Source organism: Porphyrobacter sp. YT40, from assembly GCF_006542605.1.
In the GTDB taxonomy this organism is placed as follows: Bacteria; Pseudomonadota; Alphaproteobacteria; order Sphingomonadales; family Sphingomonadaceae; genus Erythrobacter.
This window is the reverse complement of sequence record NZ_CP041222.1, coordinates 3,514,172-3,539,117: the sequence shown is the minus strand read 5'-3', so window position 1 is coordinate 3,539,117 and position 24,946 is coordinate 3,514,172. Positions and strand designations below refer to the sequence as shown.

Below are 24,946 nucleotides of genomic sequence, written 5' to 3'. Positions count from 1 at the left end.
CTATTCCGCGCCAGCCACGCGCCGCACCGGCACGCGGATGTTGCAGATGTCCGCGCCGCCAGCGGGCGCGATGAAGAAGGGATCGCGGCGGTTGGCGACGGCTTCGGCATATGTCGCGAAGGTCTCGCTTTCGGTCGAGAGGTATTCGAAGGCCGGCTGCTCGGCGGCGGGCAGATCACTCGCCACCCGCACCGTCAGAATCGGCGTGCGCTTGGCGCTTTCCTCGGCGGTGTAGAACCCCAGCGCCCCCGATCCGCGCGGCAGGCTGGAGAGATGCTGCATCCCCTCGATCACCCGTCCGACCAGCGCGATATTGCGATCGAGATGGCGCGGCGCATGGCCGATCACTGTGTAGAGTTCCGCGCCCGAGCCGGTGTCGGGGGAGTAGTTCCGGCCGACGCCGACCATGCCGTAGCAGTGGGTCGGCCATGCCCCCATGACCCTGTCGTCGGTCGCAATCGGCCATCCGCGAAACATGAAAGTATAAGCGGAGTAAGGATCGGAAATGAGGTCGCTCGAGTATCCTGATTTCTGTATCATGCGATGGATGCCGGTGGAGATGTACTCCGCCTCCCCCATCACCTTCAGCCCCTCGGGCAGCGGCTTCGCCTTCCCCGTTGCTTCGGGGTTGTCGTAATTGGGATCGCCCCACTGGGTGACGTAATTGTCCTGCACCCGGTTGACCGAGATGCCGTCATACCACTTGGCGCGCGCGAACAGCCTGATGTTGTGGACCCAGCCTTGGCTGAAGGGTGCGGGCATCAGCTGGATCACCACCTGCCGCGGCTTGCCCTCGGCATCCGGCGCGAGGGTCATCACCAGCAGGTCTTCCGCCGGGATCGCCACCCAGTCCGCCTGGGGCGCGGCGGCGACGATTTCCGAAGGCGCGGGTGCGCCCTTGGGCTCCTCCTGAGCCGAAGCGGGGAGGGCAAGGGCGAGGGCCGCCGCAGCGGCAAGGAGTGCGGTTCTCATGGCCGCCTGTGTGCCACACCCATCACCAAAGCAAAAACCCCTTTCCGCACGTCCGAGGAGCGGAAAGGGGCTTTCGAGGCAGCGTTCGCAGGGAATGCCGGATCCGCGCAGCGCTTGCCAATGCGACTCATTTACCACGATTCCGAACACCCGCCAAACCGTGCCGCCTTGCGAAGCCCGCATTTCGCCGCTAGTGCGCCGCTCTTGCCGTGAACCGCGCTCAAGCAGCGCAGCGGCAGCGCGTCAAAACCGCGCAACGGAGCAGTGGCCGAGTGGTCGAAGGCGCACGCCTGGAAAGTGTGTATACGTCAAAAGCGTATCGAGGGTTCGAATCCCTCCTGCTCCGCCACCCACCCGACCTCGCGGTTCGCTATGGACGTGCGCTTGCGTCTTTTCGCGCAGCCTTCTAGCCTGCAACAAAGCGCAGCTTCCGGTGAGGAGCATGCGGCAAAAGGGGTGGGGATCATGCAGCTTATGGGCTCAAAAATGGTAGCGCTATCATGTCTCGTGGCCGCGTCGGCCCTCGCGCCTGCGGCGGCGCAGGAGACAGCGGGGGAGCGCGAAACGACCGTCGCCAGCTCGGACCCCGGCGCAGAGCGCCAGTCTCCCGATCTCGAGGCGCTGGTCGCGCAAATGACCATGCGGGAGAAGATCGGGCAGCTGGTGCAGCGCATGGGCGGGCGGTCCAAGGCGCTCAATTCGCGGCTGGGGCCCGATGAGCTGGAAAAAGTCCGCCGCGGCGAAGTCGGCTCCTATCTTCATGTCGCGGGCGCAGAGCCCTTGCGGGAACTGCAGCGGGTCGCCGTCGAAGAGGGCAGGCTGGGAATCCCGCTGCTGTTCGCGATGGATGTGGTTCACGGCTACCGCACGATCTTCCCCGTTCCGCTGGCGATGGCGGCAAGCTGGGACCCGGCAGCGGTGCGCGAACACGCCGCCGTCGCCGCGCGCGAATCCAGTGCCGCCGGGCTGCACTGGACCTTCGCACCAATGGTCGACATCGCCCGCGATCCGCGCTGGGGCCGGATCGTCGAAGGCGCAGGCGAGGACGCCTATCTCGGCAGCCGGATGGCCGAAGCGCAGGTTCGCGGATTTCAGGGCGACAGCCTTTCCGCACCCGACACGATCATGGCCGGAACCAAGCATTTCGGTGCCTATGGCGCAGCCGAGGGCGGGCGCGACTATGCCGGGGCCGAGGTCGGGGAGCGGGCGATACAGGAGGTCTATCTGCCGCCCTTTCGCGCCGCTGCCGAAGCGGGCTCGGCAAGCTACATGACCGCCTTCAACGCGGTCGATGGCGTTCCGACGACAGGCAATGCGGCGCTGCTGCGGTCTCTCCTTCGCGGGGAGTGGGGCTGGGACGGGCTGCTGCTGTCCGATTGGCGCGCGATCGAGGAATTGCTGGCGCATGGCGTTGCGGCAGGCCGCGCGGATGCCGCAGCGCTGGCGCTGAAGGCCAGCGTCGACATGGACATGGTGGCCGACGTTTATGCCGACGATCTGGAAGCCGCGATTGCCGCCGACCCTGCGCTCGAGGCGCTGCTCGACCAGGCGGTGCTGCGCATCCTCGCCGCCAAGCGCGATCTCGGGCTGTTCGATAATCCCTACAAGTACCACGATGCGGCGCGCGAAGCCGCCGTCATGCTCGCGCCCGAACACCGCGCGGCTGCGCGCAGGATCGCCGAAAGGTCGATCGTGCTGCTCAAGAACGGCACCGGCACGCTCCCGCTCGCGCGCGATGCGGGACGGATCGCGCTGATCGGCGCGCTGGCGGACGATCCGCTCTCGCAGCTCGGATCGTGGCGGGCCCGCGGGCAGGTGGAAGATGTGGTGACCTTGCGCGCCGCGCTCGAAGCCGCGCACCGCGACGTGACCTATGTGCCGGGCGCCGACAGCCGATCGGACGATGCGGAGGGCATCGCAGCGGCCGTGGCGGCAGCGCGCGATGCGGATGTGATCGTGCTGGCGATCGGCGAGGATTACGACTGGTCGGGAGAGGCTCGCAGCCGTTCCTCGCTCGAACTGCCCGGCCGCCAGATGGAGCTGTTCGAAGCGCTGGAAGCCACCGGCAAGCCGCTGGTGGTGGTGCTGATGGGCGGTCGCCCGCTCGCCATCCCCGCCATCGCCGAGCGCGCCGACGCGGTGCTCGCGACCTGGCTCCTGGGGATCGAGGCCGGGCCCGCGATCGTGCGCACATTGATGGGAGACAACAATCCGGGCGGGAAGCTGCCCGTGAGCTTTCCCCGCGCCACCGGGCAGGTGCCGGTCCATTATGACCATTTGCCCAGCGGTCGTCCGGCCGATCCCGACCTTGCCAAGGACACCGCGCGCTACATGGATCTGCCGATCACGCCGCTTTACGCCTTCGGCCACGGTCTCAGCTACACGCGGTTCGATTACGGCGCGCTCGCCCTGTCGCAGCCGCGCATTGCGGCAGATGGCGGCAGCGTCACCGCGACTGTCCCCGTCACCAACACCGGCCCGCGCGCAGGCGACGAGGTGGTGCAGCTTTACATGCGCGATCCCGTGGCGAGCGTTTCGCGGCCCGTCCGGCAATTGCGCGGCTTCGCCCGCGTGACCTTGCAGCCCGGAGAGACACGCGAGGTCGCCTTCACCCTTTCGTCCGCCCAATTCGCGCTGTGGAGCCAAGCAGGAGAATGGCTGATCGAGCCGGGCACTATCGAAGTGATGATCGGAAGCGCATCGGACGATATTCGGGCGCGTGCGGTTGTCGAAGTGGTGGGGTCTGCCACGGGCCGCATCGCGCCTGCCGCTATCGCCACGCCTGTCACGATCGCGGGCAACCGGTAATGGCGCGCCCGCATCCCTCGGACGACGCGCCGAACCCGTCCGCGTCCGCATCGCCGGAAAAGCCCAAGGGCCGCTATCGCTGGGGCATCTGCGCGCTGCTGTTCTTCGTCATCACCATCAATTACATCGACCGCCAGATCATCGGGGTGCTCAAGCCGGTGATCGAGGACGACCTCGGCTGGAGCGAGGTCGATTACGGCAATATCGTCACCGCCTTTCAGGCCAGCTACGGGATCGGGCTGCTGGTGGTGGGGCGCTGGCTCGACCGCGTCGGCACCCGCAAGGGCATGGCCATCGCCATCGTCCTGTGGAGCCTTGCCGCCGCCCTGCATGGCGCTGTCAGCAGCGTGCTGGCCTTCATCTGCGCCCGCATCACTCTGGGTCTGGCGGAAAGCGCGGCCTATCCCGGTGCGGTCAAGTCGGTCGCCGAGTGGTTTCCCAAGCGCGAGCGGGCGCTGGGCGTCGGCTTTCTCAACGCGGGGGCCAATCTCGCGGTGCTGTTCACGCCCGTGATCGCCATAGGGGTGGCCGGGCTCTACGGCTGGCGCGCGGCCTTTCTTGTGGCAGGCGCGCTTGGCTTCGTGGTGCTGGCGGCGTGGCTGGCCTTCTTTCGCCAGCCCGCCGATCACGCAAAGGTGACCGATGAAGAGCGTCGCTGGATCAATCAGGACGGCGAGGACGAGGCGGGAGAGCCGCTCGGCTGGAAGGATGCGATCCGCCAGCGCCAGACGTGGTTCTTCATCTGCGGCAAGTTCTTTACCGATCCGGTGTGGTACCTGTTTCTGTTCTGGCTGCCCGATTTTCTCGCCAAGACGCAAGGGATGGAGCTGTTTCCGAAGAGCGGCAGCGGAATACTTTCGACGATGGGGCCGGCACTGATCGGTGTCTATCTGCTCGCCGATATCGGTTCGATTGCAGGGGGGGTGGCTGTCCTCGCATCTGGTGGGCCGCGGCTGGACCATCAACCGGGCGCGCAAGACCACGCTGTTCGTCGCAGCGCTGTTCGCCTTGCCGATGGTGACTGTCGCCAGCGTTCCCGAACCCTGGATGGCGGTGTTGCTGATCGGGCTGGGGACGGCGGCGCATCAAGCGTTCAGCTCGAACATCTTCACCATGATCGCCGACATGTATCCGCGGCGCGCCGTGGCGACGGTGGCGGGGATGGGCGGCGCGGCGGGTGCGGTCGGAGGCATCCTGATCGCACAGGCAACCGGCTGGACGCTGGAGCTGACCGGTTCCTACGTGCCGATCGTGATCTATGCGGGGCTGGGCTACATGATCGCCTTTGTCGCCATCCAGCTGCTGGTGCCGAAGATGGCACCGGCGCGGATGCGGTGAGCCCGGCGCGCCGGGTTCACGCTCGCCGGGGTCTGCGGACTGCGGAGCAAGAGTCCACATGGCCGCCTCATCGCTACCACGTCGGTTCAGTGTCGGTCCCATGATGGAAGGGATGCCGCTGCGGTTGCTTTGTTGCGAGCGCTGGACAACACTCGGGCGGCATGCCTGTGACACACCCTCCCGCCTGGCGCTTTGCGGTCGACCGCGGCGGCACCTTCACCGATGTCGTCGCCACCACGCCTGACGGGCGCTTGGTGACGGCCAAGTTGCTGTCCGAAAATCCCGGCCATTATGCCGATGCCGCGAGCGAGGCGGTGCGGCGGCTGATGGCGCAATATGGCGATGGGCCGGTCGCGGAACTCAGGATCGGCACCACGGTCGCCACCAACGCGCTGCTGGAGCGCAAGGGCGAGCGGCTGGCGCTGGCGATCACGCGCGGCTTTGCCGATGCCCTTCGGATCGGCACGCAGGCGCGACCCGACATCTTCGCGCGCCATATCGTGCTTCCCGAGCAATTGCCCGCCCGGGTGGTCGAGATCGAAGAGCGGGTCGCGGTGGACGGGACGGTGCTGCGGCCGCTCGACGAGGCTGCGGCGCGCGCGGCCTTCGAGGGGCTGCGCGCCGATGGCTTCGATGCGCTCGCGATCGTGCTCGTGCATGGCTGGCAGCACCGGACGCACGAGGCGCGGCTGGCGGAGATCGCGCGCGAACTGGGCTTTGCGCAGGTCAGCGTCAGCCACGAGGTCGCGCCGCTGATCCGGCTGATCCCGCGCGGGGATACGACCGTGGTCGACGCCTATCTCTCCCCTGTGCTGCGTCGCTACACCGATCGGCTGACGGCGAGCCTGCCGGCGACCGGCGCGCTACGGTTCATGCAATCGAACGGCGGGCTGGCCGAGGTCGGCGCGTTCCGGGGGAAGGATGCAATCCTGTCAGGTCCGGCGGGGGGCGTGGTGGGGATGGTCGCCGCTTGCGCGCCGCTCGGCCATACGCGGCTGATCGGGTTCGACATGGGCGGCACCAGCACCGATGTCGCGCATTACGCGGGCGAGGTCGAGTTGACCGGCGACAGCGTGGTGGCGGGCGTGCGGGTCGCCGCGCCGATGATGCAGATCCACACGGTCGCGGCGGGCGGCGGCTCGATCTGCCGCTTCGACGGGTCGCGCTTCCGCGTCGGGCCGGAGAGTGCGGGCGCCGACCCGGGCCCCGCCTGCTACCGCAAGGGCGGGCCGCTGACGGTGACCGACTGCAACCTCTTCCTCGGGCGGATCGACCCGGCGTTCTTCCCTGCCGTGTTCGGCCCGGGTGGCGACGAGCCGCTCGACGCGCAAGCTGCCCGCACACGGCTGGAGGAGGTCGCCGCCGCGCTCCCCGAGCCAAAGACGCTGGAGGAGATTGCCGAGGGCTTCCTCGCCATCGCGATCGACAACATGGCGGCGGCGATCCGCAAGATCTCGGTCGCGCGCGGGCATGATGTGACGACCTATGCGCTCGCCTGCTTCGGCGGGGCCGGCGGCCAGCATGCTTGCCGTGTGGCGGACGCGCTGGGAATGGAGACCGTGCTGGTGCATCCGCTCGCCGGGATGCTCTCGGCCTATGGGATCGGCCTCGCCCCGGTGAAGGCGATCCGCGAGGTCAGCCTGGTGCGCCCCCTGGGCGAGAATTTCGCTAAGGAACTCGCGGCGCTGGAAGAACAGGCGCGCGCCGATCTGCTGGATCAGGGCATCGCTGCCGAGGCGATCCGCACCGAGCCACGCGCGCGCCTGCGCTTTGCCGGAAGCGACAGCCTGCTGGCGATCGCCTGCGGCGAGGCGGCGACGATGGACGCGGCTTTCCGCCAGCTCCACCGCGAACGCTTCGGCTATTCCGGTGCGGACGGCACGATCATCGTCGAGGCGCTGAGTGTCGAGGCGAGCGGCGTGTCGGGCGGGCTGGCAAGGGCGGCGGGCATCCCCTCAACCACAGCGGAAGAGGCGGCGTTGCCGCCCGGCGAGTGGGCGGTGACAGCGCGCACTGCGCTGGCAGCGGGCGAGACCGTGTCCGGGCCTGCGCTGATCATTGATCCCGGCTCGACCACCGTGGTCGAGGCAGGCTGGCTGGCGCGGCTGGCGGATGAAGGCACACTCGTCCTCACCCGCACCGCGCCGCTCGCCCGCGAACATGCAGCGGGCACGGCGGTCGATCCCGTCCGGCTCGAGATCTTCAACAATCTCTTCATGGCCATCGCCGAGGAAATGGGCGTGGTGCTGCAATCCACCGCGACCTCGGTGAATATCAAGGAGCGGCTCGACTTCTCCTGCGCGCTGTTCGATGCGGACGGCGCGCTGATCGCCAATGCGCCGCATATCCCGGTGCATCTGGGCAGCATGGGGGACTCCATCGCGCGGGTGATCGAAGCCAGAGGCGCGGCGCGGGATGGCAGGGGGTTCCGCAGGGGCGACGCTTATGTTCTCAACGATCCCTATCGCGGCGGCACGCACCTGCCTGACATCACGGTGATCGTGCCGGTGTTCTACGGCGATGCGGGCGAGGAGCCTGACGCCTTTGTCGCCGCGCGCGGCCACCATGCCGATATCGGCGGGATCGCCCCCGGCTCCATGCCGCCCGAAAGCCGCACCATCGCCGAAGAAGGCGTGTTGATCGACAATCTGCTGATGGTCGACGAGGGGCGCTTCTGTGAGGAGGACATCCGCGCGGCGCTGGCGGCGGCGGACTATCCCGCCCGCATTCCCGACCGCAACCTGTCCGATCTGCGCGCCCAGCTGGCGGCTTGCACGCGCGGGGCGGAGCTGCTGGCGGGCGCGGCGCGCGAGCACGGGGCCGATGTGCTCGCCGCCTACATGGGGCACGTCCTCGCCAATGCCGAAGAAAGCGTGCGGCGCTTGCTCGGCGGGCTGGAGGACGGCGCCTTTGCCTATCCGATGGATAATGGCGCGGTGGTGAAAGTGGCGATCCGCATCGACCATGAGACCCGCTCGGCAGTGCTCGACTTCACCGGCACCAGCGCGCAATTGCCCGACAACTTCAACGCCCCGCGGTCGATCACTCGGGCCGCCGCGCTCTATGTGCTGCGCACGCTGATCGACGATGCGATCCCGATGAACGACGGGTGCCTGCGCCCCGTGACGCTGATTGTGCCCGAAGGTTCGATGCTGAACCCGTGTCCCGGCGCAGCGGTGGTCGCGGGGAATGTCGAGACCTCGCAGGTCGTCACCGATGCGCTGTTCGCGGCCACGGGCCGTCTCGCGCCGAGCCAGGGCACGATGAACAACTTCACCTTCGGCAACGACGCCCACCAATATTACGAGACGATCTGCGGCGGATCGGGCGCAGGGCCGGACCACCCCGGCACAAGCGCGGTGCAGACGCACATGACCAACAGCCGCCTGACCGATCCCGAAATCCTTGAGACCCGCCTGCCGGTGCGGCTGGAGGAATTTACCATCCGGCGCGGATCGGGCGGGGCAGGGCGGCATAATGGCGGCGATGGCGTGGTGCGGCGCGTGACTTTCCTCGAGGCGATGCGCGCCAATATGCTCGCAAATCGCCGCAAGGTGGCACCGCGCGGGCTCGCTGGAGGAGGCGATGCGGCGCCGGGGCGGAACTGGATCGAACGCGCTGACGGCACGCGCGAGGACATGGGCGCGACCGGATCGGCAACAATGCAGCCGGGCGACACCTTCGTGATCCTGACGCCCGGGGGAGGGGGCTTCGGCGCATGAACTACTGGCCGCTGGCGGGAATCGCCATCGTCGTTCTGGGCTTCGCCCTGCGTTTCAACCCGCTGCTCGTGGTGGTCAGCGCCGCGCTGGCGACCGGCGTGCTGGCGGGGCTCGATCTGGTCGCGGTGATCGAGGCGCTGGGCGCGGCCTTCAACGACAACCGCTATATCTCGGTCACCTGGATCATCCTGCCGGTGATCGGACTGCTCGAACGCTATGGCCTGCAACAGCGCGCCCGCGCCGTGATCGAGGGGATGCGCGGGGCGACCATGGGCAAGCTGCTGGTCGCCTACCTCGCCTTCCGCCAGCTCGCATCGGCGCTGGGAATGAAGGACATTGGTGGGCATCCGCAAGCCGTCCGCCCGCTGGTCGCGCCGATGGCGGAGGCCGCGGCGGTCAAGACCCACGGCGACCTGCCCGACGAGGCGCGCGACGAGGTCAAGGCGATGGCCGCCGCGACTGACAATGTCGGGCTGTTCTTCGGCGAGGACATCTTCTTCGCTATCGCCTCGATCCTGCTGATTCAGGGCGTGTTCGAGGCGGCTGGCTATCCGCTCACCCCGCTGGAACTCTCGGTCTGGGCCATCCCGACCGCGATCTTCGCCTTCGTGATCCATTCCGGCCGGATCCTCGCCTTCGACCGGCGGCTGGGGAGGGCGGGCCAGTGATCACCTATGAGTGGCTCTATGTGCTCGCCGGAGCGGCCTTCGCGGTCTGGGCGGCGCTGTCGGCGAAGGACGGGCGCTGGGGCAATGCGGCCTTCTGGGGACTGCTGGCTGCAAGCTTCTTCTTCGGCAGCCACCTCTCCGACCTTGCCAATGGCGTTCTGGTGCTGGCGATGGTCGCGATTGCGGGGCTGGGCGGCCTCAAGCGCAGCGATCCGCCCACGACTTCGCCCGCACAGCGACAGGCCTATGCCGCGCAGCTTGGCAACAGGCTGTTCCTGCCTGCGCTGGTGGTGCCGCTGACGGCGGTCGTGGGCACGCTGCTCTACAACTACACGCCCTTCGGCGAGACCGGGCTGTTCGAAGCGCGGCGCGAGACGCTGATCCTGTTCGGCGTCGGCGTTGTCGCGGCGCTCGCCGGAGCGATGGTGTGGCTGCGCCCGCCGCTGCTGGCCCCGGCCGAGGAAGGGCGGCGGCTGCTCGATTCGATCGGCTGGGCGGCGATCCTCCCGCAAATGCTGGCGGCGCTGGGCGCGGTGTTCGCGCTGGCAGGGGTGGGCGAGATCATCGGCGGCGTGGCCCAAAGCATTATCCCGGAAGGCAGCGTGTTCCTGACTGTTGTCGTTTTCGCCCTCGGCATGGCGCTGTTCACCATGATCATGGGCAATGCCTTCGCCGCCTTCCCGGTCATGGCCGCGGCGATCGGCATTCCGCTGCTGATCGGGCAATATGGCGGCAACCCGGCGGTGATCGGCGCGGTAGGAATGCTCGCGGGGTTTTGCGGCACCTTGCTCACGCCGATGGCGGCCAATTTCAACATCGTGCCCGCAGCGCTGCTGGAGCTGAAGGACCAGAACGGTGTGATCCGTCAGCAGGTCGGCACGGCGGTGCCACTGCTCGTGTGCAACATCGTCATCATCTATGTGGGAGCCTTCTTGCTGTGGCGCTGACCGAAGACACCGCCCGCCGCTTTGCCGCAATCGCGCTCGGGCACGTCGCGCGGCCGTTTCCCTACAAGGACGACCATGTCTTCACCGGCCCCGACGATCTGCGCCTGCCCCAAGCCGCGCATCCGGTGTTCTTCGGCAGTTTCGACTGGCATTCCTGCGTTCATGGCTGGTGGACGCTGCTGACGCTGCGGCGGCTCTACCCCGACATGCCCGAAGCCGCCGAGATCACCGCGCTGGCGGAAACCACCTTCACGCCAGAGAAGCTTGCGGCGGAGCTCGCCTACCTCGACCGCCCCTCGGCACGCGGGTTCGAGCGGCCCTATGGCTGGGGCTGGCTGCTGTATCTCCACCACGAAGCCGCGCGGCACGGAGACAAGGCGTGGGGCGAAAGGCTCGAACCGCTCGCGCGCGCCTTCGCCGCGCGGCTACGCGATTATCTGAATATCCTCACCTATCCGATCACGGTCGGCACGCATTTCAACACCGCCTTCGCGCTGGTGCTGGCGCGGCGCTGGGCGGTGAAGCGTGATCCCGAACTCGTCACCCTGATCGACGACTGGGCCACTCGCGCCTTTGCCCACCGGCGCGACTATGCCGGGTGGGAGCCGGGGGGTGACGAATTCCTCTCCCCCGTCCTCACCGCCGCGCTGCTGATGAGCGAGGTTATGCCCCATTTCGCCTTCGCCCCGTGGTTCGAGGGACTGGTCGAGGCCAATGGCTGGCTGGAACGCGAATGCCGCCCCGTCACCGTCTCCGATCGCAGCGACGGCAAGATCGCCCATCTCGACGGGCTCAACCTCAGCCGCGCATGGTGCCTGAAGGACATCGCCCGCGCTCTGGGCCGCTCCGCGCCCGGCGACCTCCTGCAACGCCGCGCCGCAGACCACCTCGCTGCCGCGCTCCCCCATGTGGCGGGCGACTACATGGGCGAACACTGGCTGGCGAGCTTCGCGCTGCTGGCGCTTCTCCCCCGCGCCGCGACCTAAGCGCCTTACGGGGGCGGCAAGTTGACCGCGCCCGAGCGTCTGTTAGCCTCATGCGCAACAAACCCTCACAAAGAGGGCATTTCGGGGAGAGAACCTTGCGCCAATTGCAGGGGATGGATGCGTCCTTCGTCGCGCTGGAAACGCGCAATTCGCCGATGCATATCGGCTCGATCCTCGTCTACAATCCCCAGACCGCGCCTGGCAGCTTCGTGCGGTTCAAGGACATCCTGCAGTTCATCGGTGAACGTGCGCAGCTGAGCCGCACCATGCGCCAGCGGCTGGTGCGGGTGCCGTTCGATCTCGATTACCCCTACTGGGTCGAAGATCCGGACTTCGATCTCGAATATCACGTGCGCCATATCGCTCTGCCCAAGCCGGGCGACTGGCGGCAGCTGTGCATTCAAGCCGCGCGCATCTTCGCCCGCCCGCTGGATCTCGACCGCCCGCCGTGGGAGTTCACCGTGGTCGAGGGGCTGGACAATGTCCCCGGCGTGACCCCCGGCAGCTTTGCGATGGTGACCAAGGTCCACCATGCCGCGATCGACGGGATGAGCGGGATCGATCTGATGGAGGCGCTCCACACCCTGCGCCCCGGCGATCCGCCGCCCAGCGCCCCCGATACATGGAAGCCGGAGCGTATCCCGAACCCGATCGAACTGCTCGGCAAGAGCTATTTCAATGCGGTCACCAATCCGCTGAGGCAGCTGGAAGTCGCTGCCAAAGCTGCGCCGGGCTTGGCCAAGGCGATCAAGGGCCTTGTGGTCAAGGACTTCACTGTCAGCCCCGATCTCATCGCCCCAAAATCGCGCTTCAACCGCGCGATCAGCCCGCACCGCGTGGTCGAAGGGCGGAGCTTCAAGCTCGCCGAGATCAAGGCGATCCGCGCGCTGGCCGAAGGCGCGAAAGTCAACGACGTGTTTCTCGCGATCATCGGCGGGGCGATGCGCAAATATCTGCTCGCCAAGAACGACCTGCCGAAGAAGACGCTCACCGCGATGGCCCCGATCTCGGTCCGCGCCACCGCCGAGAAGGGCGACATGGGCAATCAGGTCGCAGCCATGATCGCGCCGCTCGGCACCCATATCGAAGACCCTGCCGAACGCCTCGCCTTCGTCTATTCGCAGACCGCCAATTCCAAGGCCATGTCCGACGCCATCGGCGCGCGCAACATGACCGAGATGAGCAAGATCTCCCCGGCACTGTTCATGGCCTTGGGCGCGCAGCTCTACACGCGGCTGGGCCTCGCCAATCGCGGGGCGGCCCCGCCGTTCACCACCATCGTCACCAATGTGCCCGGCCCGCCGGTGCCGATCCACTTTGCCGGCGCGCGGCTGGAGAGCATGATGGGGCTCTTGTGCCTGACCGACGGCCTCGGCCTCGGCCATGTCGTGCAGTCTTACTGCGACGAGGCGACCATCGCCTTCACCGCCGACCGCGAGTTGCTGCCCGATCCCGATGTCTATGTCGCCTGCATCGCCGAGAGTTTCGCCGAATTGCTGGCGGCGGCCACTGAGGCTACTCCCGCACCCAAGCCCGAACCTGCGAAGCGGCGCAAGCGCGCCCCCGGCAAGGCCAAGGCGGCATGACCGGCCGCAAGACCAGAACGACAAAGGACACAAACATGGCCACTGCCGCCGCCACCGACACCTTCCGCGAAACCCCGCCGCGCCCGCCGAACCGGATCTGGACCCTGACGGAAGGGCGCGCGATATTCGAGCTGGGGGCTTTCTTCATGAGCCGCCCGCTCCTGTCGCACCTGCCCAAGGGCGATGGGCACGCGGTCAAGGTGCTGCCGGGCTTCATGGCCAGCAACAGCTCCACGCTGCCGATGCGGCGGCTGCTGGCGCGGCTGGGCTATGACGCCCATGGCTGGGACAGCGGACGCAACATCCGGGTCGATAATGCGCTGATCGCCCGGCTTGAGGCGCAGCTCAAGCGCTTGAACGACGACAGCGGACGCAAGGTTTCGCTGGTTGGCTGGAGCCTTGGCGGGGTGCTGGCGCGCGAGCTCGCCAAGCTGCACCCCGACCGGGTGCGGCTGGTGATCACGCTGGGCAGCCCGATCTCGGACGACCGCAACCACACCAGCGCCGCGCGCCTGTTCGAACTGCTCAACGGCAAGGAGCCCGAAGCGATGAAGGGTGGGCGGTTCCGCGGGCTGGATCAGGCGCCCCCGGTGCCGACGACCTCGATCCTCACCAAGACTGACGGGATCGTCCACTGGCGCGGGTCGGTGCAGAAGCCGGGTCCGACGCAGACCGAGAATATCGAGGTCTATGCCAGCCATTGCGGGCTGGGGGTCAACCCCAGCGTGATGGTCGCGATTGCCGACCGGCTTGCGCAGCCCGAGGGCAGCTGGGAACCCTTCGTGCCGCCCTCCGCGACGCGGTGGATGTTCCCCAGGACCGCGCTCGACTAGGCAGGGCTGCTTGCGCCCCTCGGCAAAGCGCGACATGAACGGAAGGCCTGCCATTCACGGAGCCTTTCGATGAAGCCATTGTTCCTCGGTGCCGCCAGCCTGCTTGCCCTTGCCGCACTGCCAGCGACCGCCGAGGAGGGGTTCTACCAGCACCCCGCGGCCAGCGGCGATGTGCTGGTCTTCGCCAGCGAGGGCGATTTGTGGCGCAGCGCCCGCGGTGGGGGGAGCGCGATCCGGCTCACCAATCACGAGGGCGAGGAAAGCGAGCCGCACATCTCGCCCGATGGCACCCTGATCGCCTTTACCGCCAGCTATGACAGCGACCGTGATGTCTATGTTATGCCGGTCGCAGGCGGCAGGCCGCAGCGGGTGACCTTCGAGGGCGGCTTTGTCCGCACCATCGGCTGGACGCCTGATGGCCGGGTGGTCTTTTCCTCCGCGATCACGGGCGGCGGGCAGGGCGAAGTGCTTCACACCGTCGATCCGGCAGGCGGCGCGGCGCAGCCCGTGCCGCTGTGGCGCGCCAATGATGCGACCTGGGGCGCGGACGGACGCACGCTGTTCGTCACCCGGCGTGGTCTCTATGCCCGGGCGCGTGACAACGCTGTCCTCTATCGCGGCGGCGGGATGGAGCAGCTGTGGCGCTGGGATGGCGGCGCCGAGGCCGAAGCGGTGCAACTCCTCGCCGATTTCGGTGCGCCGATCCGCATGCCGATGGCGCATGGCGGGCGCATCTGGTTTGTCTCGGACAAGAGCGGCAAGGACGCGGTCTGGTCGGTCGCCGAGGACGGCAGCGATGTGCGCCGGATGTCGGACGAACTGCCTTTCCCGGTGCTGCAGGCCTATCAGGACGGGGGCGAGATATTCCTTCAGAACGGCGCCGATCTGCACGTGTTCAGCGCGGACACGGGCGAATTGCGCACGCTCGGCATCGATCTAGTGACCGACCGCGAACAGACCCGGGTGCGCGCGCTGGAAGACCCGCTGCGCTGGTTCGAGAGCGCGCGGATCGCGCCTTCGGGCGAGGGCGTGGCGGTGACCGCGCGCGGGCGCACGACGCTCGCCGCGCCGGGCCAGCTGCGGCGGGTGGAGCTGCCCGTGCCGCTCGCGGCCCGCGCGCGGCAGGCGGTGCCGATGCCCGATGGCAAGCGGGTGATGATGATCCTCGATTCCGGCGATCGCGGCGATATCGTCGCCATGCCCGCCGATGGCACCGGCACGCCGACGCCGATCACGAAGGGCTATGACGCGCATATCTGGTCCTTCGCCATCGCCCCCGACGGCAAGACCATCGTGCTGTGGGACAAGGAGGCGCGGCTGCAGAAGGTCGATGTCGCCACCGGCCGAGTGACGCTGCTGGCGCGCAACGCGACTGGGAGCGACGATGCCTTCTTCGACCTCGCCTTCGCGCCCGATTCCAGCCACATCGCCTATGCCGAGGCGGGAACGACCAATGGCGGCAACACCGCCGACATCATCCTCCAGAACCTCGCGACCGGGCAGCGGGTGCAGGCGACCTCGGGCAAGTACAACAGCTATGCCCCGGCCTTCGCGCATGACGGGGCGTGGCTCTATTTCCTCTCGGACCGCAACTTCACCCCTTCGCCCGGCGCGCCGTGGGGCGATCGCAACATGGGCCCCGCCTTCCGCGAACGCGGGGAGGCCTATGCGCTCCAGCTCGATCCCAAGTCCGGTTTCCGGATGCGCGAGGACAACGAGCTGACCCGCACCGCCGAGCCCGAAGCCGCAACCGAAGCGAGCGAGACTGCCGCGCCGGAAGACAGCGCGGACAAGGCAAGCAAGGGCAAGGACAAGGGGACGAAGGCCGACAAGGCCAAGGCCAATATCGTGCTCGATGGGGTGGCCGAGCGGCTCTACAAACTGCCGGTCAAGCCGGGGGTCGAGGGCTTCCTGCTGGCCACCGAAAAGTTCCTCTACACCCGGCGCGGCGACGATCTGGTCTCGGTCGCGATCGACAAGAAAGACCCGCGCGAGGAGGTCTTCGCCCCCGGTGCGCGGGGCATGGAACTGTCCGCCGACCGCGAGACGGCGCTGATCCTTGGTGGGCCGAACGACAAGCCGCAGCTGTGGCTGGTTCCTGCAGCGGCCAAGCAGCCCGACAAGCCGGGCCCGCATCAGGTGCGGCTGGGCGACTGGCGGCTGACCATCGATCCGCGCGCCGAATGGCGGCAGATGTTCGTCGACGCGTGGCGGCTGCACCGCGATTTTCTCTACGATCCGGCGCTGCGCGGGGTCGACTGGAACGCGGTGCGCGCCGCGCGCGAGCCGTTTCTCGACCGCATCGGCAGCCGCGCCGAGCTTGATGTCGTGCTGGGCGAGATGGCCTCGCAGATCGGGATCCTCCACAGCCAGGTGCGCGGCGGCGAGGTGCGCAGTGACCGCGAGAACCCGGCGATGGCCTTCCTCGGTGCGACGGTCACGCCGGTCGAAAGCGGGCTCAGGATCGACAGCATCCTGCGCGCCGAGGCCGATCTGGTCGATCTGCGTCCGCCGTTGCGCCGCCCCGGTGTGGACGTGCGCGAAGGCGATGTGATCCGCATGGTCGATGGCCGCGCGGTCGCCAGCCATGCCGATCTCCAGAACGCGCTCGCCGCCAAGGCCGGGCAGCAGGTGCGGCTCGATCTGACGCGGGCGGGACGCAGGCTCAGCGCGATTGTCGAGCCGATGACGCTGGATGGCAATTACGTCGCGAATTACCGCGACTGGGTCGAGGCCAAGCGCGCCGCGACCGCGCAGCTTTCGGGCGGGCAGATCGGCTATCTGCACCTGCGCGCGATGGGGCCGAACGATCTCGCCAGCTTCGCCCGGGATTATTTCCCGCTGCTCGAAAAGCCGGGGCTGATCATCGACGTGCGCGGCAACAGCGGCGGCAATATCGACAGCTTCATCGTCGCCATGCTGCTGCGCCGCGCCTGGGCCTTCTGGTCCGAGCCCGACGGCAGCGGCATCGCCACCACCAACATGCAGAACGCCTATCGCGGCCATGTCGCGGTGCTGATCGACGAGCGCACCTATTCCGATGGCGAGACCTTTGCTGCGGCGATCAAGGCGCTGGGCATCGCCCCGTTGGTGGGCACGCGCACGGCGGGGGCGGGGATCTGGCTGTCGGACCGCAACAGCCTCGCCGATCGCGGCATGGTGCGCGCGGCGGAAAATGCGCAATACGCCATCGACGGGCGCTGGATCGTCGAAGGGCGCGGCGTCTCGCCGGATCGCGAAGTGGAAAACCTGCCGCACGCGACCTTCGAAGGCAGCGATGCGCAGCTTGAAGCCGCTGTCGGCCTGCTGACCGAGACCATCGCGCGCGAGCCCGTGCCCGCGCTGGTGCCGCAGCCGCTCCCGCGGCTCGGCACGCCGGGGGGCGACGTTACGCGCCCGCGTTCCTGAGGCGGCGCTCGCCCCACCATAGCGCTGCGCTCAGCGCCAGCCACCCGAGCAGCCACGGCCATGCCGGCCCGCGCCGCTCGGGCAGGGTGCGGGCGGAGGGAGCATTCTGCCGCGCCGCCCACAGCATAGTGGCCGCGCCTGTCTCGGCGGCGCGGACCGTCGGCAAGGCCCCATCGGGGAGCACGAGGAAATCGAACCGTTCCTCCGCCTCTTCATCGGGCTGAATGATGGTGTGCACCCCGGCAACCTTCGGCCAGAACGCCGCGCAACCCGCTGCACCCGCCGCCGGATCGATGGCGAGCGCTGTTTCGGCCCCGTCGGGAGCGGTGATCCGCGCGCCCTCGGCAAGTCCGCAAATCGCCATGCGTTCCCCCGTCTGCACCAGCGGGGCCAGCGCGGGTCGGAACTGGCGGTCAGGCCGGGCCACGGCGCTGAGAGCCTTGCTCCACCACTGCGCGTAGCGGTCGCTCTGCCCGCTCAGCACCAGCGCGAAGCTTTCGGGCAAAGTCCACAGCAACACCCGGCCCTGTCCGCGGTGCTGCCAGCCTGCCACCAAAGCGCCCTCGGCATCGGTGACGGCGGGCACGAGCTGCGACCCGGCGCGGATCGTCCAGAGGCCGAGTTCGGGGACGGGGTCTTCGAGCGTGTTGAGACCAGTCGGCGCATCCGCGCTTCCTGGCCCGCGCAGCGCCGCAAGCGCATCGGCATCGGGGGCGAGCGGGGGGAGGGCGACCGGCGCGGCTTCGGTTCCGCCTTCCACCGTCAGTCCCAGCGCGCGCCATTGGCTGCGGGCGGCGGCCGAGGCCGGGCCGGTCATCCGCACCACCACGCCCAGCCCGCCCGCCACCGCTTGCGCCAATGCTCCGCGCCCGCCGCCGCCGAGGGTGCCGAGCGCGGTATCGTCGATGATCACCACGTCGGTCTCGCGCAGCGAGGCGGCATCGAGCCGCACGCCGCCGCCCAGATCGACACCTGCCCCGGCATTGAGGCTGGCACCGAGGTCGAACCCCGCATCCTCGGCCCAGCGGCGCAGATATTTCACCTCCGGCGAGGGCGAGCCGATCACCGCCACACGCAGGGGCTGCGGCGCGGCGAGGGTGCGAAGGGGGACGGGGGTGTCCGAGACCAGCGCCTTGTCCCGTCCGCGCAGCCTGAGGGTGAAGGTCGTCAGCCCCGGCGCGCGGGCGGCCCCACCGAGCGTGAAGGCGCCGTCTGCGCCAATCACGCGGCTATCGACCACGCGGCCCGCCGGGTCGAGCAGTTCGGCAGACCCGCCTTCCATCCCGTTGGCCGCGCCGCCGAGGGCGAAGAGCCCTCCTGCCGGGGTGTCGGCAGGAGGATCGAGCCGGGCGAGGCCGCGCGGAAGTGGCAGCGGGTCAAAGCGGGTGGACAGGCCGGCATCGGCGTCACGATCGCGCGCGGTGAGGCCGCGTCCGATAATCTGCAGCTGCTGCACTTGCCCATGACGACGCAGCGCGGTGGCGAGATCGGGTATGCGCTCGGCCCCGGCGAGGGTGGGGGCTTCCGGCAGAGCGACCAATCGCTCGCCGGGGTCGGCGCGGAAGTCGGGCGGGGTCTCGGCAGTCGCCACGACCAGCGTCTCGCCCCCGACCGGGAGCAACGGCGGGAACAGCGTACACCAGAGGAGTGCCCCGCTCGCCAGTGAGAGTGCTGCGAGGGCGCCCCCTGCCCAACCGCGCCGCCGCAGCAGCAGCAAGCGCACCGCCGCCAAAAGTGCGCCCGCGACAATCAGCAGCGCGACGAGGGTCTGTGCATCGGGCATCAGCGCAGGCCCTCGGCATAGCGGCGGCCCAGCGTGCCGCCATCCGGGCGGCGGCGCACGGCAGTCGGCGGGCGGGTGAGCACTGTCCACAGCGCGCCGCGCAGCTTTTCGCGCAAATCCCGCGATTGCGGGGCCGCGCGCAGACGGTCGATTGCAGCGAGCACGTTCAGCGGGTCGCGGATGCGCCCCGTGTTGGCGCGCACCCACTGGTCGAGCCCGGTGAGATCGATCGTCCCCGGCTGCGCCAGCGCGCGCCATGCGGTCGCGGGCACGGCATCGTCGATCGCAAAGGGCGTAAGCTGCGCGCCCTTGCCGACAATCCCGACGCGCTTGCCGGTCAACCGCCGCGTCATGTCGATCGGCGGTTGCTGCGATCCGATGCGCGGCAGGTAGATGCGGCTCGCCTGCTGCACCTGCTTGATATAGTCCAGGGCCGTGTTCTCGAACGGCAGCGCCGCCTCCGGCTTCCCCGTGCGAAGGTTCACCTCCGCCTGCCACATTGCATCGAGCGCCTTTTTCAAAAGCTCGCGCGTGTCGGGATCGAGCAATGTTGCCGCCTCGCTCTCGTCGTGGACATGGCCATATTCGGCGGTGACATCGCCGAGCGACCCGAACACCGGGCTTTCGGGCGCGGCGCCGTGATCGTGGCCGTCGCCGTCGTAATGTTCGGGCTCGGCGGGCTCGTCCTTGTCGGCGGTGGGGAGTGGCGGGCGGGGCGCTTCTTCCGCCTCCATTCCGACGAACTGGCCATAGCGCAGCCGCAGCAGCCGCTGGTCGACCCCGATGGTGTCGGAGCGCACCATGAATTCATCGGCAGAAAGGCTGCCGCGCTGTCTGATCAGCGCCTCGGTGTCGATGATCACCTGCCGCTGGCTGCGAAAATAGGCGGGCATCTGCTGCTTGGCCATGAGGTCGAGCCCCTCGGCCTGCGGGGGTTGTGGGGCAGGGTAGCGCAGGATCACGCCGGGGCCGCGCACCATTTGCGGACCCGGCGCGCGCGTGTCGGCGATCGTCAGCTGCGCGACCAGATCGCTGCCCGGCTCAAGCCCGAAACCGGCCAGCGGCAGGTCGATCGCGAAGCGCCGCCGCCGCGGATCGCCCGTCCCGCGCACGGTCTGGCTGGCTTCCGCAAAGCGCACGTTCTCGCCCTGGCCGATGGCGGTGGTGAGTGTCAGGCGGGCGAGCGGATCGACCGCGTAATCGTCGCTCGCCTCGAAGACGATGCGCCAGCTGCGCTGTCCGGTAGCCATGTTGACGAGGCCCGAGGCCGGCTCGACCACGCGCACCTGCGGCGGCTCGTCGGGGATCGGTTCGAGCCGGTGGGCGGGCATTTCGCCCGGCATGGCGGCGGCGGTGATGCGGTAGAGCGCCGGTTGATCGAGCCGCAGCGCCCCGCTCCACCCGTCGGTGCCTTGCGACAACGGGATGCGCTGGCCGCCGACCAGTTGTAGCGCTGCGGAGGCGGGCGCGGGGTCGAAGCCGAACGTCCACTCGATCCGCGAACCGCTCGGCGCGCGGATGTCGAGGCTGTCGGAGAAGCTTGGCGAAAGGCCGGTATAGGGCGGGGGTACGATCCGCACGCGCTGCCCGACGAGGCGCGGCGCGCCGGGAGCAATGGCGGTCATCTCTGCGGTCGGTGCGAGCGGGAGCGGGGCGGCCCGCTGCATCTGCCACCACGCAATCGTCGCCAGCGCTGCTGCACCCAGCCCCCATGCAAGCGCAATGCGGCGCCGCGACCAGCGATCGGCCAGCTGTGCGGGGTCGAGCGAGGCGAGGCGCGTCGCGATGCGATCGGCCTGCATCTGCTGGAACGGCGTCAGCGCGTCGGCGGCGAAGACCAGCGCGGCGCTGTCTTCGAGGCTGCTTTCCCACGCATTGAGGCGGCGCACCAGCCAGCCCTTGTCGAACCGCGCGGCCATGTGCCGAGCGCTCCATGCGAGCGCGATTGCGGCGAGCGCGAAAAGGCCCAGCGCAAGCGCAACTCCCGCGACGGCCCATCCCAACGCCCCGATCACCAGCGCGAGCGGGCTCCAGATCGCGAGATGATCCGCAACCGCGCGGCGGCGGGCGGGGCGCAGCCATTCGGCAGCGGCGACCGGGCGGCTCATGCGGCGAACCGCTTGCGACGGGTGGCGATGAGCCGCTCGGCGCAGAACAGCAGCGCGATCAGCACCGCCAGCCAAGCGGAGAGTTCGCGCGGGGGCAGGGGATAGGGCGCGGCGCCTGCGGTGGGCGCGTAGGCGGCCGCATCGACGCGCGCGGGCGGCGGCGCGGGGGGCGAGACGAGATCGCGCAAACTCTCGGCAAAGGTCGGGGCGAGCAGATCGGGCATGGCTGCGGGCACCAGCGGGCGGGTGAAACGCAGCACCCGCCCGGCGCCCAGTGGCCCGCCCTCGACCAGCGGCTGCCCGGCCTCGTCCGCCCATAGGATTTGCGCGCTGGCAGGCATGGCCATCGCGGCGGTGTCGCCGAGCAGCGCGGTGCCGCCATTCGTAATCCAGTCGGTGACCGCCTGCGGGACAGGGCCCGGAGTGAGCCAAACAAGCACCTGATCGGCTGGCGGGAGCGCATCGCCTGTTGCAGCCTCGAAGCGCGGGCGTTCGTTCCACGCCTGCGCGGCGGCGCGGAAGTAGCGCAGCGGGGCTGTCTGCCCCTCGGCATGACGCACCGCCAGCGCCGGAGCGGGTACGGGGGCGGCATCTTCGGGCCGCGAAGGGCCTTCGACGATGCGCCACGTCACGTCGCGCGTGAGCCGCAGGCGTCCGGCATCGACCCGGTCCAGCACCGGCGGGACGAGGACCGTTAGCGGCGTGCCCTCCGGAAGCTCGGCATCGAACTGGCGGATCAGGCTCGACACCGGCGCATCGGGTAGGGACGAGCCGTCTGCCAGATCGGGGAAGCCCGGCGCGATCCAGCGCAACTCTGCCTCGTCACCCGCAGCGGCGCGCGCGGCGGCGGGATCGACACCGGGCGTAACCAGCACCTGCGGCGTGTCGTCGTTCCACCCGAGCACCGCAGGCCGCGCCAGCAGCAGCGCGAGGCAGGCCACCAGCAGGAGCCGCAGCGCGAGCAGCAGCCATTCGTCGAACCGCAAGCGGCTGCGCGGGCGCGGGCGCGGATCGAGCCAGCGCAGCGCTGCAAAATCGACCGGCACCTCCTCTGTCCGGCGGCGCAGGTGGATCAGCAGCGGCACCACCAGCGCGGCGAGCGCGGCTAGGCCGAGGGGGAACAGCAGCAGCGGATTCACGGGGGCGGCGCTCCGCGGGCGAAGAAGACGTGAAGCGGCCGGTCGATGCTTTCGTCCAGCACCAGCGCGGTGTGGCGGATCCCGGCCGTGTCGAGCCGCTCGGCCAGCGCCGCGCGCGCGCCAGCGAAGCGGGCGAGGAAGTCCTCGCGCACGGCCTTGCCGTCACCGATCAGCGCCTCGCCGGTTTCCGGTTCGAGGAAGCGGTAGCCGCCGTCGAAGGGGAAATCGCGTTCCTCTACGGTCAGCAATTGCACCGCCAGCACCTCGCGCCCGGCCTTCGCGAGCCGCTCGATCAGCGCGATCCCGCCTTCGTCGAAACAGTCCGAGAGGAAAAACACGAGGTCATTGGCGCCGATCCGCTCCCACAGCGGGGCAAGCGTTGCCGCATCGGGGAAAGTGCCCGCCGGGGCGAGCCTCGCGAGATCGACCTGCAACCGGTCGCGCTGGGCCCGGCCCGCCGCCGGTTCGGCGAGACCCAGCCCGCCCGACGCGAGCGCAATCCAGCCGAAGCGGTCGCCCTGCATTTGCGCCAGTTCGGCAATGCATAGCGCCAGCAGCCCCGCGGCATCGATGCGCTGCCAATCGGGCCGCGCGCGGTCGGCCTGACCCATCGAGGCGCTGGCGTCGATCAGGATCCAGACCGAGACAGGGCTTTCCTCCTCCGCTTCACGCACGAAGAACTTGTCCGAGCGGGCGAACAGCTTCCAGTCGATCCGGCGCGGCTCGTCGCCCGGCTCGTAGGCGCGGTATTGCGCGAATTCGAGGCCCGCGCCCTTGTTGCGGCTGGCGTGCATCCCGAACCCGCGCGAGCCCATGTCGCGCCGCGTCGCCAGCCGCAGCCGTTTCAGCCGGCTGCGGATTTCGGGCGGTATCACGAGCGGCGCGCGCCCCATGGCTCAGGCTGCCGGCGGAGGCAGATGCGCGAGCAGGGCGGCGACAACGTCGTCGGTGCTCTTGCCCTCGGCTTCGGCGGCGAAGCTGAGCAGCAGGCGATGGCGCAGCACCGGCGCGGCGAGCGCGGCGATATCCTCGCGCGTGGCGGCCAGCCTGCCGTGGAGCAGCGCGCGCGCCTTGGCGCACAGCACCAGCGCCTGTCCCGCGCGCGGCCCTGCGCCCCAGCGCACATAGGTCGCGACGTCGCCGGGCGCCTGCGCATCGCCGGGCCGCGTGGCGCGCACAAGCGTGGTGATCCATTCGAGAAGATCGTCCGACAGGTAGACTTCGCGCACCATCGCCTGCAGCGCCAGCACGTCCTCGGCCGCCATCACGCAGGGCACCGCGTCGCCGGCCTTGCCGGTGGTGAGCGCAAGAATATCGCGCTCCTCGGAGGCGGTGGGATAGCCGACGCGCACCAGCAGCAGAAAACGGTCCAGCTGGGCTTCCGGCAGGGGGTAGGTGCCCGCCTGCTCCAGCGGGTTCTGCGTCGCCAGCACGAAGAAGGGGCGGGGGAGCTGGTAGGTCTGCCCGCCATAGCTGACGGTCTTTTCCTGCATCGCCTCCAGCAGCGCGGCCTGCGTCTTGGGGGGCGTGCGATTGAGTTCATCGGCGAGCAGCAGGTTGGTGAAGACCGGCCCCTTCTGGAACCGAAACGAGCGATGGCCGGTGCCGTGATCTTCCTCGAGCAGTTCGGTGCCCAGAATGTCGCTCGGCATCAGGTCGGGGGTGAATTGCACCCGCCGGAAATCGAGCCTCAGGGCCTCGCCCAGCGTGCGCACCAGCAGCGTCTTGCCAAGTCCCGGCACGCCTTCGAGCAGGCAGTGCCCGCCCGCAAGCAAGCCGATCAGCAATTGTTCGACCACATCCTCCTGTCCGACGATCGCAGTCGCGATCGCGCGCTTCAACTCGCCGAGCTTGCCCGTCTGCGTTTCGATCTGCGTCACTCCTTGCGAACCCTTCAATTGCTCAGCGCGTACATGATGATGTTGACCCCGAAGCGGGTGTTGTCCTCGGCCAGGAAGCGCTTGTTGCGCCAGTCGTAGTCCCACTCGCAGCCATAGTCCTTGTTGCTGTAGAGCAGGCCCAGCCGGCCATTGATGGTAATGCCCTTGAGGTAATCGTGAATGAGGTCATCGCCCCAGCCGTTGAGTTCAAAGGACGTCGCAGGCGGGCCGTCGAATTTGAAGAAGCTGGAATAGAGCGGGTGGGTGTTCGGCAGCTTCTTGAGCGCATCGCCGCCGAAGATGCGGGTCATCTGGCTTTCGAAGGACTTGGCGAACAACCCGTCGATGTCGTGATTGCAATCGTCCACGAAGACGAAGCCGCCGTTCCTCACATAGCGTTCGAAGTTGCGGCGTTCGGCATCGGAGAATTCGACCGCTTTGTGCCCGGCAAGATAGCAGAAGGGCGCGGCGAGCATCCGGGGGTCTGCAAGGTCGACGACGTGCTCCTTGGGGTCAACCCGCAAGCTGGTGTAGTCCACCAGCGACGTGATGAGGTTGGCGGGCATCCGCTGGTCGACGTCCCAGTCGCCCGAATTATATTCGAGCCGGGTGAACCAGAAGTCATAGCCGCCCATGGCGGGCCCGCCCGCGCGCTGGGCGGCCAGCGGGGCGGGAACCGCCGCACCGGCGAGAGCGCCGCCGAGCAGCTTCAGGAAACCGGCGCGGGTCGTGCCGCTGTGGCTCATGTGACCCGCGCCCGTTCGTGAT

At 68.8% G+C, this 24,946-nt stretch carries 16 protein-coding genes and 1 tRNA gene; 10 read left to right on the top strand and 7 right to left on the bottom strand.

The features are described 5' to 3' along the window. A complete protein-coding gene (locus E2E27_RS16465) occupies nucleotides 1–972 on the bottom strand; it encodes a peptidylprolyl isomerase (protein WP_141460988.1) in 972 nt (323 codons plus the stop codon). Between the two features lie 258 nt (nucleotides 973–1,230). On the opposite strand from E2E27_RS16465, the gene E2E27_RS16460 reads away from it, so the two are divergent. The 10 genes from E2E27_RS16460 (at nucleotide 1,231) to E2E27_RS16415 (ending at nucleotide 17,268) form a co-directional block, all read left to right on the top strand. Continuing rightward, nucleotides 1,231–1,321: transfer RNA gene (locus tag E2E27_RS16460), tRNA-Ser, on the top strand. 158 nt (nucleotides 1,322–1,479) lie between these two features. Beyond that, a complete protein-coding gene (locus E2E27_RS16455; RefSeq protein ID WP_234036101.1) occupies nucleotides 1,480–3,780 on the top strand; it encodes a glycoside hydrolase family 3 N-terminal domain-containing protein in 2,301 nt (766 codons plus the stop codon). Then, on the top strand, nucleotides 3,780–5,222 hold the full coding sequence (locus E2E27_RS16450) for an MFS transporter (RefSeq protein WP_199799083.1): 1,443 nt from the start codon (nucleotides 3,780–3,782) through the stop codon (nucleotides 5,220–5,222). Before E2E27_RS16455 ends, E2E27_RS16450 begins: the two co-directional genes overlap by 1 nt. A gap of 57 nt (nucleotides 5,223–5,279) precedes the next feature. Continuing rightward, a complete protein-coding gene (locus E2E27_RS16445; RefSeq protein WP_141460983.1) occupies nucleotides 5,280–8,840 on the top strand; it encodes a hydantoinase B/oxoprolinase family protein in 3,561 nt (1,186 codons plus the stop codon). Then, nucleotides 8,837–9,508 carry a DUF969 domain-containing protein gene (locus E2E27_RS16440; RefSeq protein ID WP_141460981.1) on the top strand — a complete coding sequence of 224 codons (672 nt, stop codon included), beginning with the start codon at nucleotides 8,837–8,839 and terminating at the stop codon, nucleotides 9,506–9,508. The genes E2E27_RS16445 and E2E27_RS16440 overlap by 4 nt, the downstream gene beginning before the upstream one ends. Continuing rightward, nucleotides 9,505–10,455 carry a DUF979 domain-containing protein gene (locus E2E27_RS16435; protein ID WP_141460979.1) on the top strand — a complete coding sequence of 317 codons (951 nt, stop codon included), beginning with the start codon at nucleotides 9,505–9,507 and terminating at the stop codon, nucleotides 10,453–10,455. Before E2E27_RS16440 ends, E2E27_RS16435 begins: the two co-directional genes overlap by 4 nt. Beyond that, entirely contained in the window at nucleotides 10,446–11,441 is a 996-nt protein-coding gene (locus E2E27_RS16430; protein WP_141460977.1) for a DUF2891 domain-containing protein, read from the top strand. The genes E2E27_RS16435 and E2E27_RS16430 overlap by 10 nt, the downstream gene beginning before the upstream one ends. A 113-nt stretch (nucleotides 11,442–11,554) precedes the next feature. Beyond that, nucleotides 11,555–13,027 (top strand): WS/DGAT/MGAT family O-acyltransferase, encoded by a 1,473-nt coding sequence (locus E2E27_RS16425; RefSeq protein ID WP_141460975.1) that lies wholly within the window; start codon nucleotides 11,555–11,557, stop codon nucleotides 13,025–13,027. A 35-nt stretch (nucleotides 13,028–13,062) separates the two neighbouring features. Further along, nucleotides 13,063–13,860: a lipase family alpha/beta hydrolase gene (locus E2E27_RS16420; RefSeq protein ID WP_141460973.1), complete on the top strand. Its 798-nt coding sequence runs from the start codon at nucleotides 13,063–13,065 to the stop codon at nucleotides 13,858–13,860. 69 nt (nucleotides 13,861–13,929) lie between these two features. Next, nucleotides 13,930–17,268 carry a S41 family peptidase gene (locus E2E27_RS16415; RefSeq protein WP_141460971.1) on the top strand — a complete coding sequence of 1,113 codons (3,339 nt, stop codon included), beginning with the start codon at nucleotides 13,930–13,932 and terminating at the stop codon, nucleotides 17,266–17,268. Here E2E27_RS16415 and E2E27_RS16410 read toward each other — a convergent pair. Genes E2E27_RS16410 through E2E27_RS16385 form a run of 6 tightly spaced genes read right to left on the bottom strand, consistent with a single transcriptional unit; the run spans nucleotide 17,249 to nucleotide 24,924 of the window. Next, nucleotides 17,249–19,051 (bottom strand): carboxypeptidase regulatory-like domain-containing protein, encoded by a 1,803-nt coding sequence (locus E2E27_RS16410; protein WP_141460969.1) that lies wholly within the window; start codon nucleotides 19,049–19,051, stop codon nucleotides 17,249–17,251. The two genes, E2E27_RS16415 and E2E27_RS16410, sit on opposite strands and share 20 nt — an antisense overlap. Then, a complete protein-coding gene (locus tag E2E27_RS16405) occupies nucleotides 19,051–21,159 on the bottom strand; it encodes a DUF4175 family protein (RefSeq protein ID WP_141460967.1) in 2,109 nt (702 codons plus the stop codon). Before E2E27_RS16405 ends, E2E27_RS16410 begins: the two co-directional genes overlap by 1 nt. Beyond that, nucleotides 21,156–22,298, bottom strand: a complete 1,143-nt coding sequence (locus E2E27_RS16400; RefSeq protein WP_141460965.1) for a BatA domain-containing protein — start codon at nucleotides 22,296–22,298, stop codon at nucleotides 21,156–21,158. The genes E2E27_RS16405 and E2E27_RS16400 overlap by 4 nt, the downstream gene beginning before the upstream one ends. Beyond that, the gene (locus E2E27_RS16395; RefSeq protein ID WP_141460963.1) at nucleotides 22,295–23,191 is read right to left on the bottom strand and encodes a DUF58 domain-containing protein; all 897 of its coding nucleotides are present in this window, start codon (nucleotides 23,189–23,191) and stop codon (nucleotides 22,295–22,297) included. The genes E2E27_RS16400 and E2E27_RS16395 overlap by 4 nt, the downstream gene beginning before the upstream one ends. 3 nt (nucleotides 23,192–23,194) lie before the next feature. Continuing rightward, a complete protein-coding gene (locus E2E27_RS16390) occupies nucleotides 23,195–24,178 on the bottom strand; it encodes an AAA family ATPase (RefSeq protein ID WP_199799082.1) in 984 nt (327 codons plus the stop codon). 14 nt (nucleotides 24,179–24,192) lie between these two features. Then, nucleotides 24,193–24,924 carry a DUF4159 domain-containing protein gene (locus tag E2E27_RS16385; protein ID WP_141460959.1) on the bottom strand — a complete coding sequence of 244 codons (732 nt, stop codon included), beginning with the start codon at nucleotides 24,922–24,924 and terminating at the stop codon, nucleotides 24,193–24,195. Between the last annotated feature and the right edge of the window lie 22 nt (nucleotides 24,925–24,946).

What these genes read in the sequence shown, in the direction of transcription:
- E2E27_RS16465 (WP_141460988.1), bottom strand. Translation starts at nt 972, where the DNA reads ATGAGAACCGCACTCCTTGCCGCTGCGGCGGCCCTCGCCCTTGCCCTC.
- E2E27_RS16450 (WP_199799083.1), top strand. Translation starts at nt 3,780, where the DNA reads ATGGCGCGCCCGCATCCCTCGGACGACGCGCCGAACCCGTCCGCGTCC.
- E2E27_RS16445 (WP_141460983.1), top strand. Translation starts at nt 5,280, where the DNA reads ATGCCTGTGACACACCCTCCCGCCTGGCGCTTTGCGGTCGACCGCGGC.
- E2E27_RS16440 (WP_141460981.1), top strand. Translation starts at nt 8,837, where the DNA reads ATGAACTACTGGCCGCTGGCGGGAATCGCCATCGTCGTTCTGGGCTTC.
- E2E27_RS16425 (WP_141460975.1), top strand. Translation starts at nt 11,555, where the DNA reads ATGGATGCGTCCTTCGTCGCGCTGGAAACGCGCAATTCGCCGATGCAT.
- E2E27_RS16420 (WP_141460973.1), top strand. Translation starts at nt 13,063, where the DNA reads ATGGCCACTGCCGCCGCCACCGACACCTTCCGCGAAACCCCGCCGCGC.
- E2E27_RS16415 (WP_141460971.1), top strand. Translation starts at nt 13,930, where the DNA reads ATGAAGCCATTGTTCCTCGGTGCCGCCAGCCTGCTTGCCCTTGCCGCA.
- E2E27_RS16410 (WP_141460969.1), bottom strand. Translation starts at nt 19,051, where the DNA reads ATGCCCGATGCACAGACCCTCGTCGCGCTGCTGATTGTCGCGGGCGCA.
- E2E27_RS16405 (WP_141460967.1), bottom strand. Translation starts at nt 21,159, where the DNA reads ATGAGCCGCCCGGTCGCCGCTGCCGAATGGCTGCGCCCCGCCCGCCGC.
- E2E27_RS16395 (WP_141460963.1), bottom strand. Translation starts at nt 23,191, where the DNA reads ATGGGGCGCGCGCCGCTCGTGATACCGCCCGAAATCCGCAGCCGGCTG.
- E2E27_RS16385 (WP_141460959.1), bottom strand. Translation starts at nt 24,924, where the DNA reads ATGAGCCACAGCGGCACGACCCGCGCCGGTTTCCTGAAGCTGCTCGGC.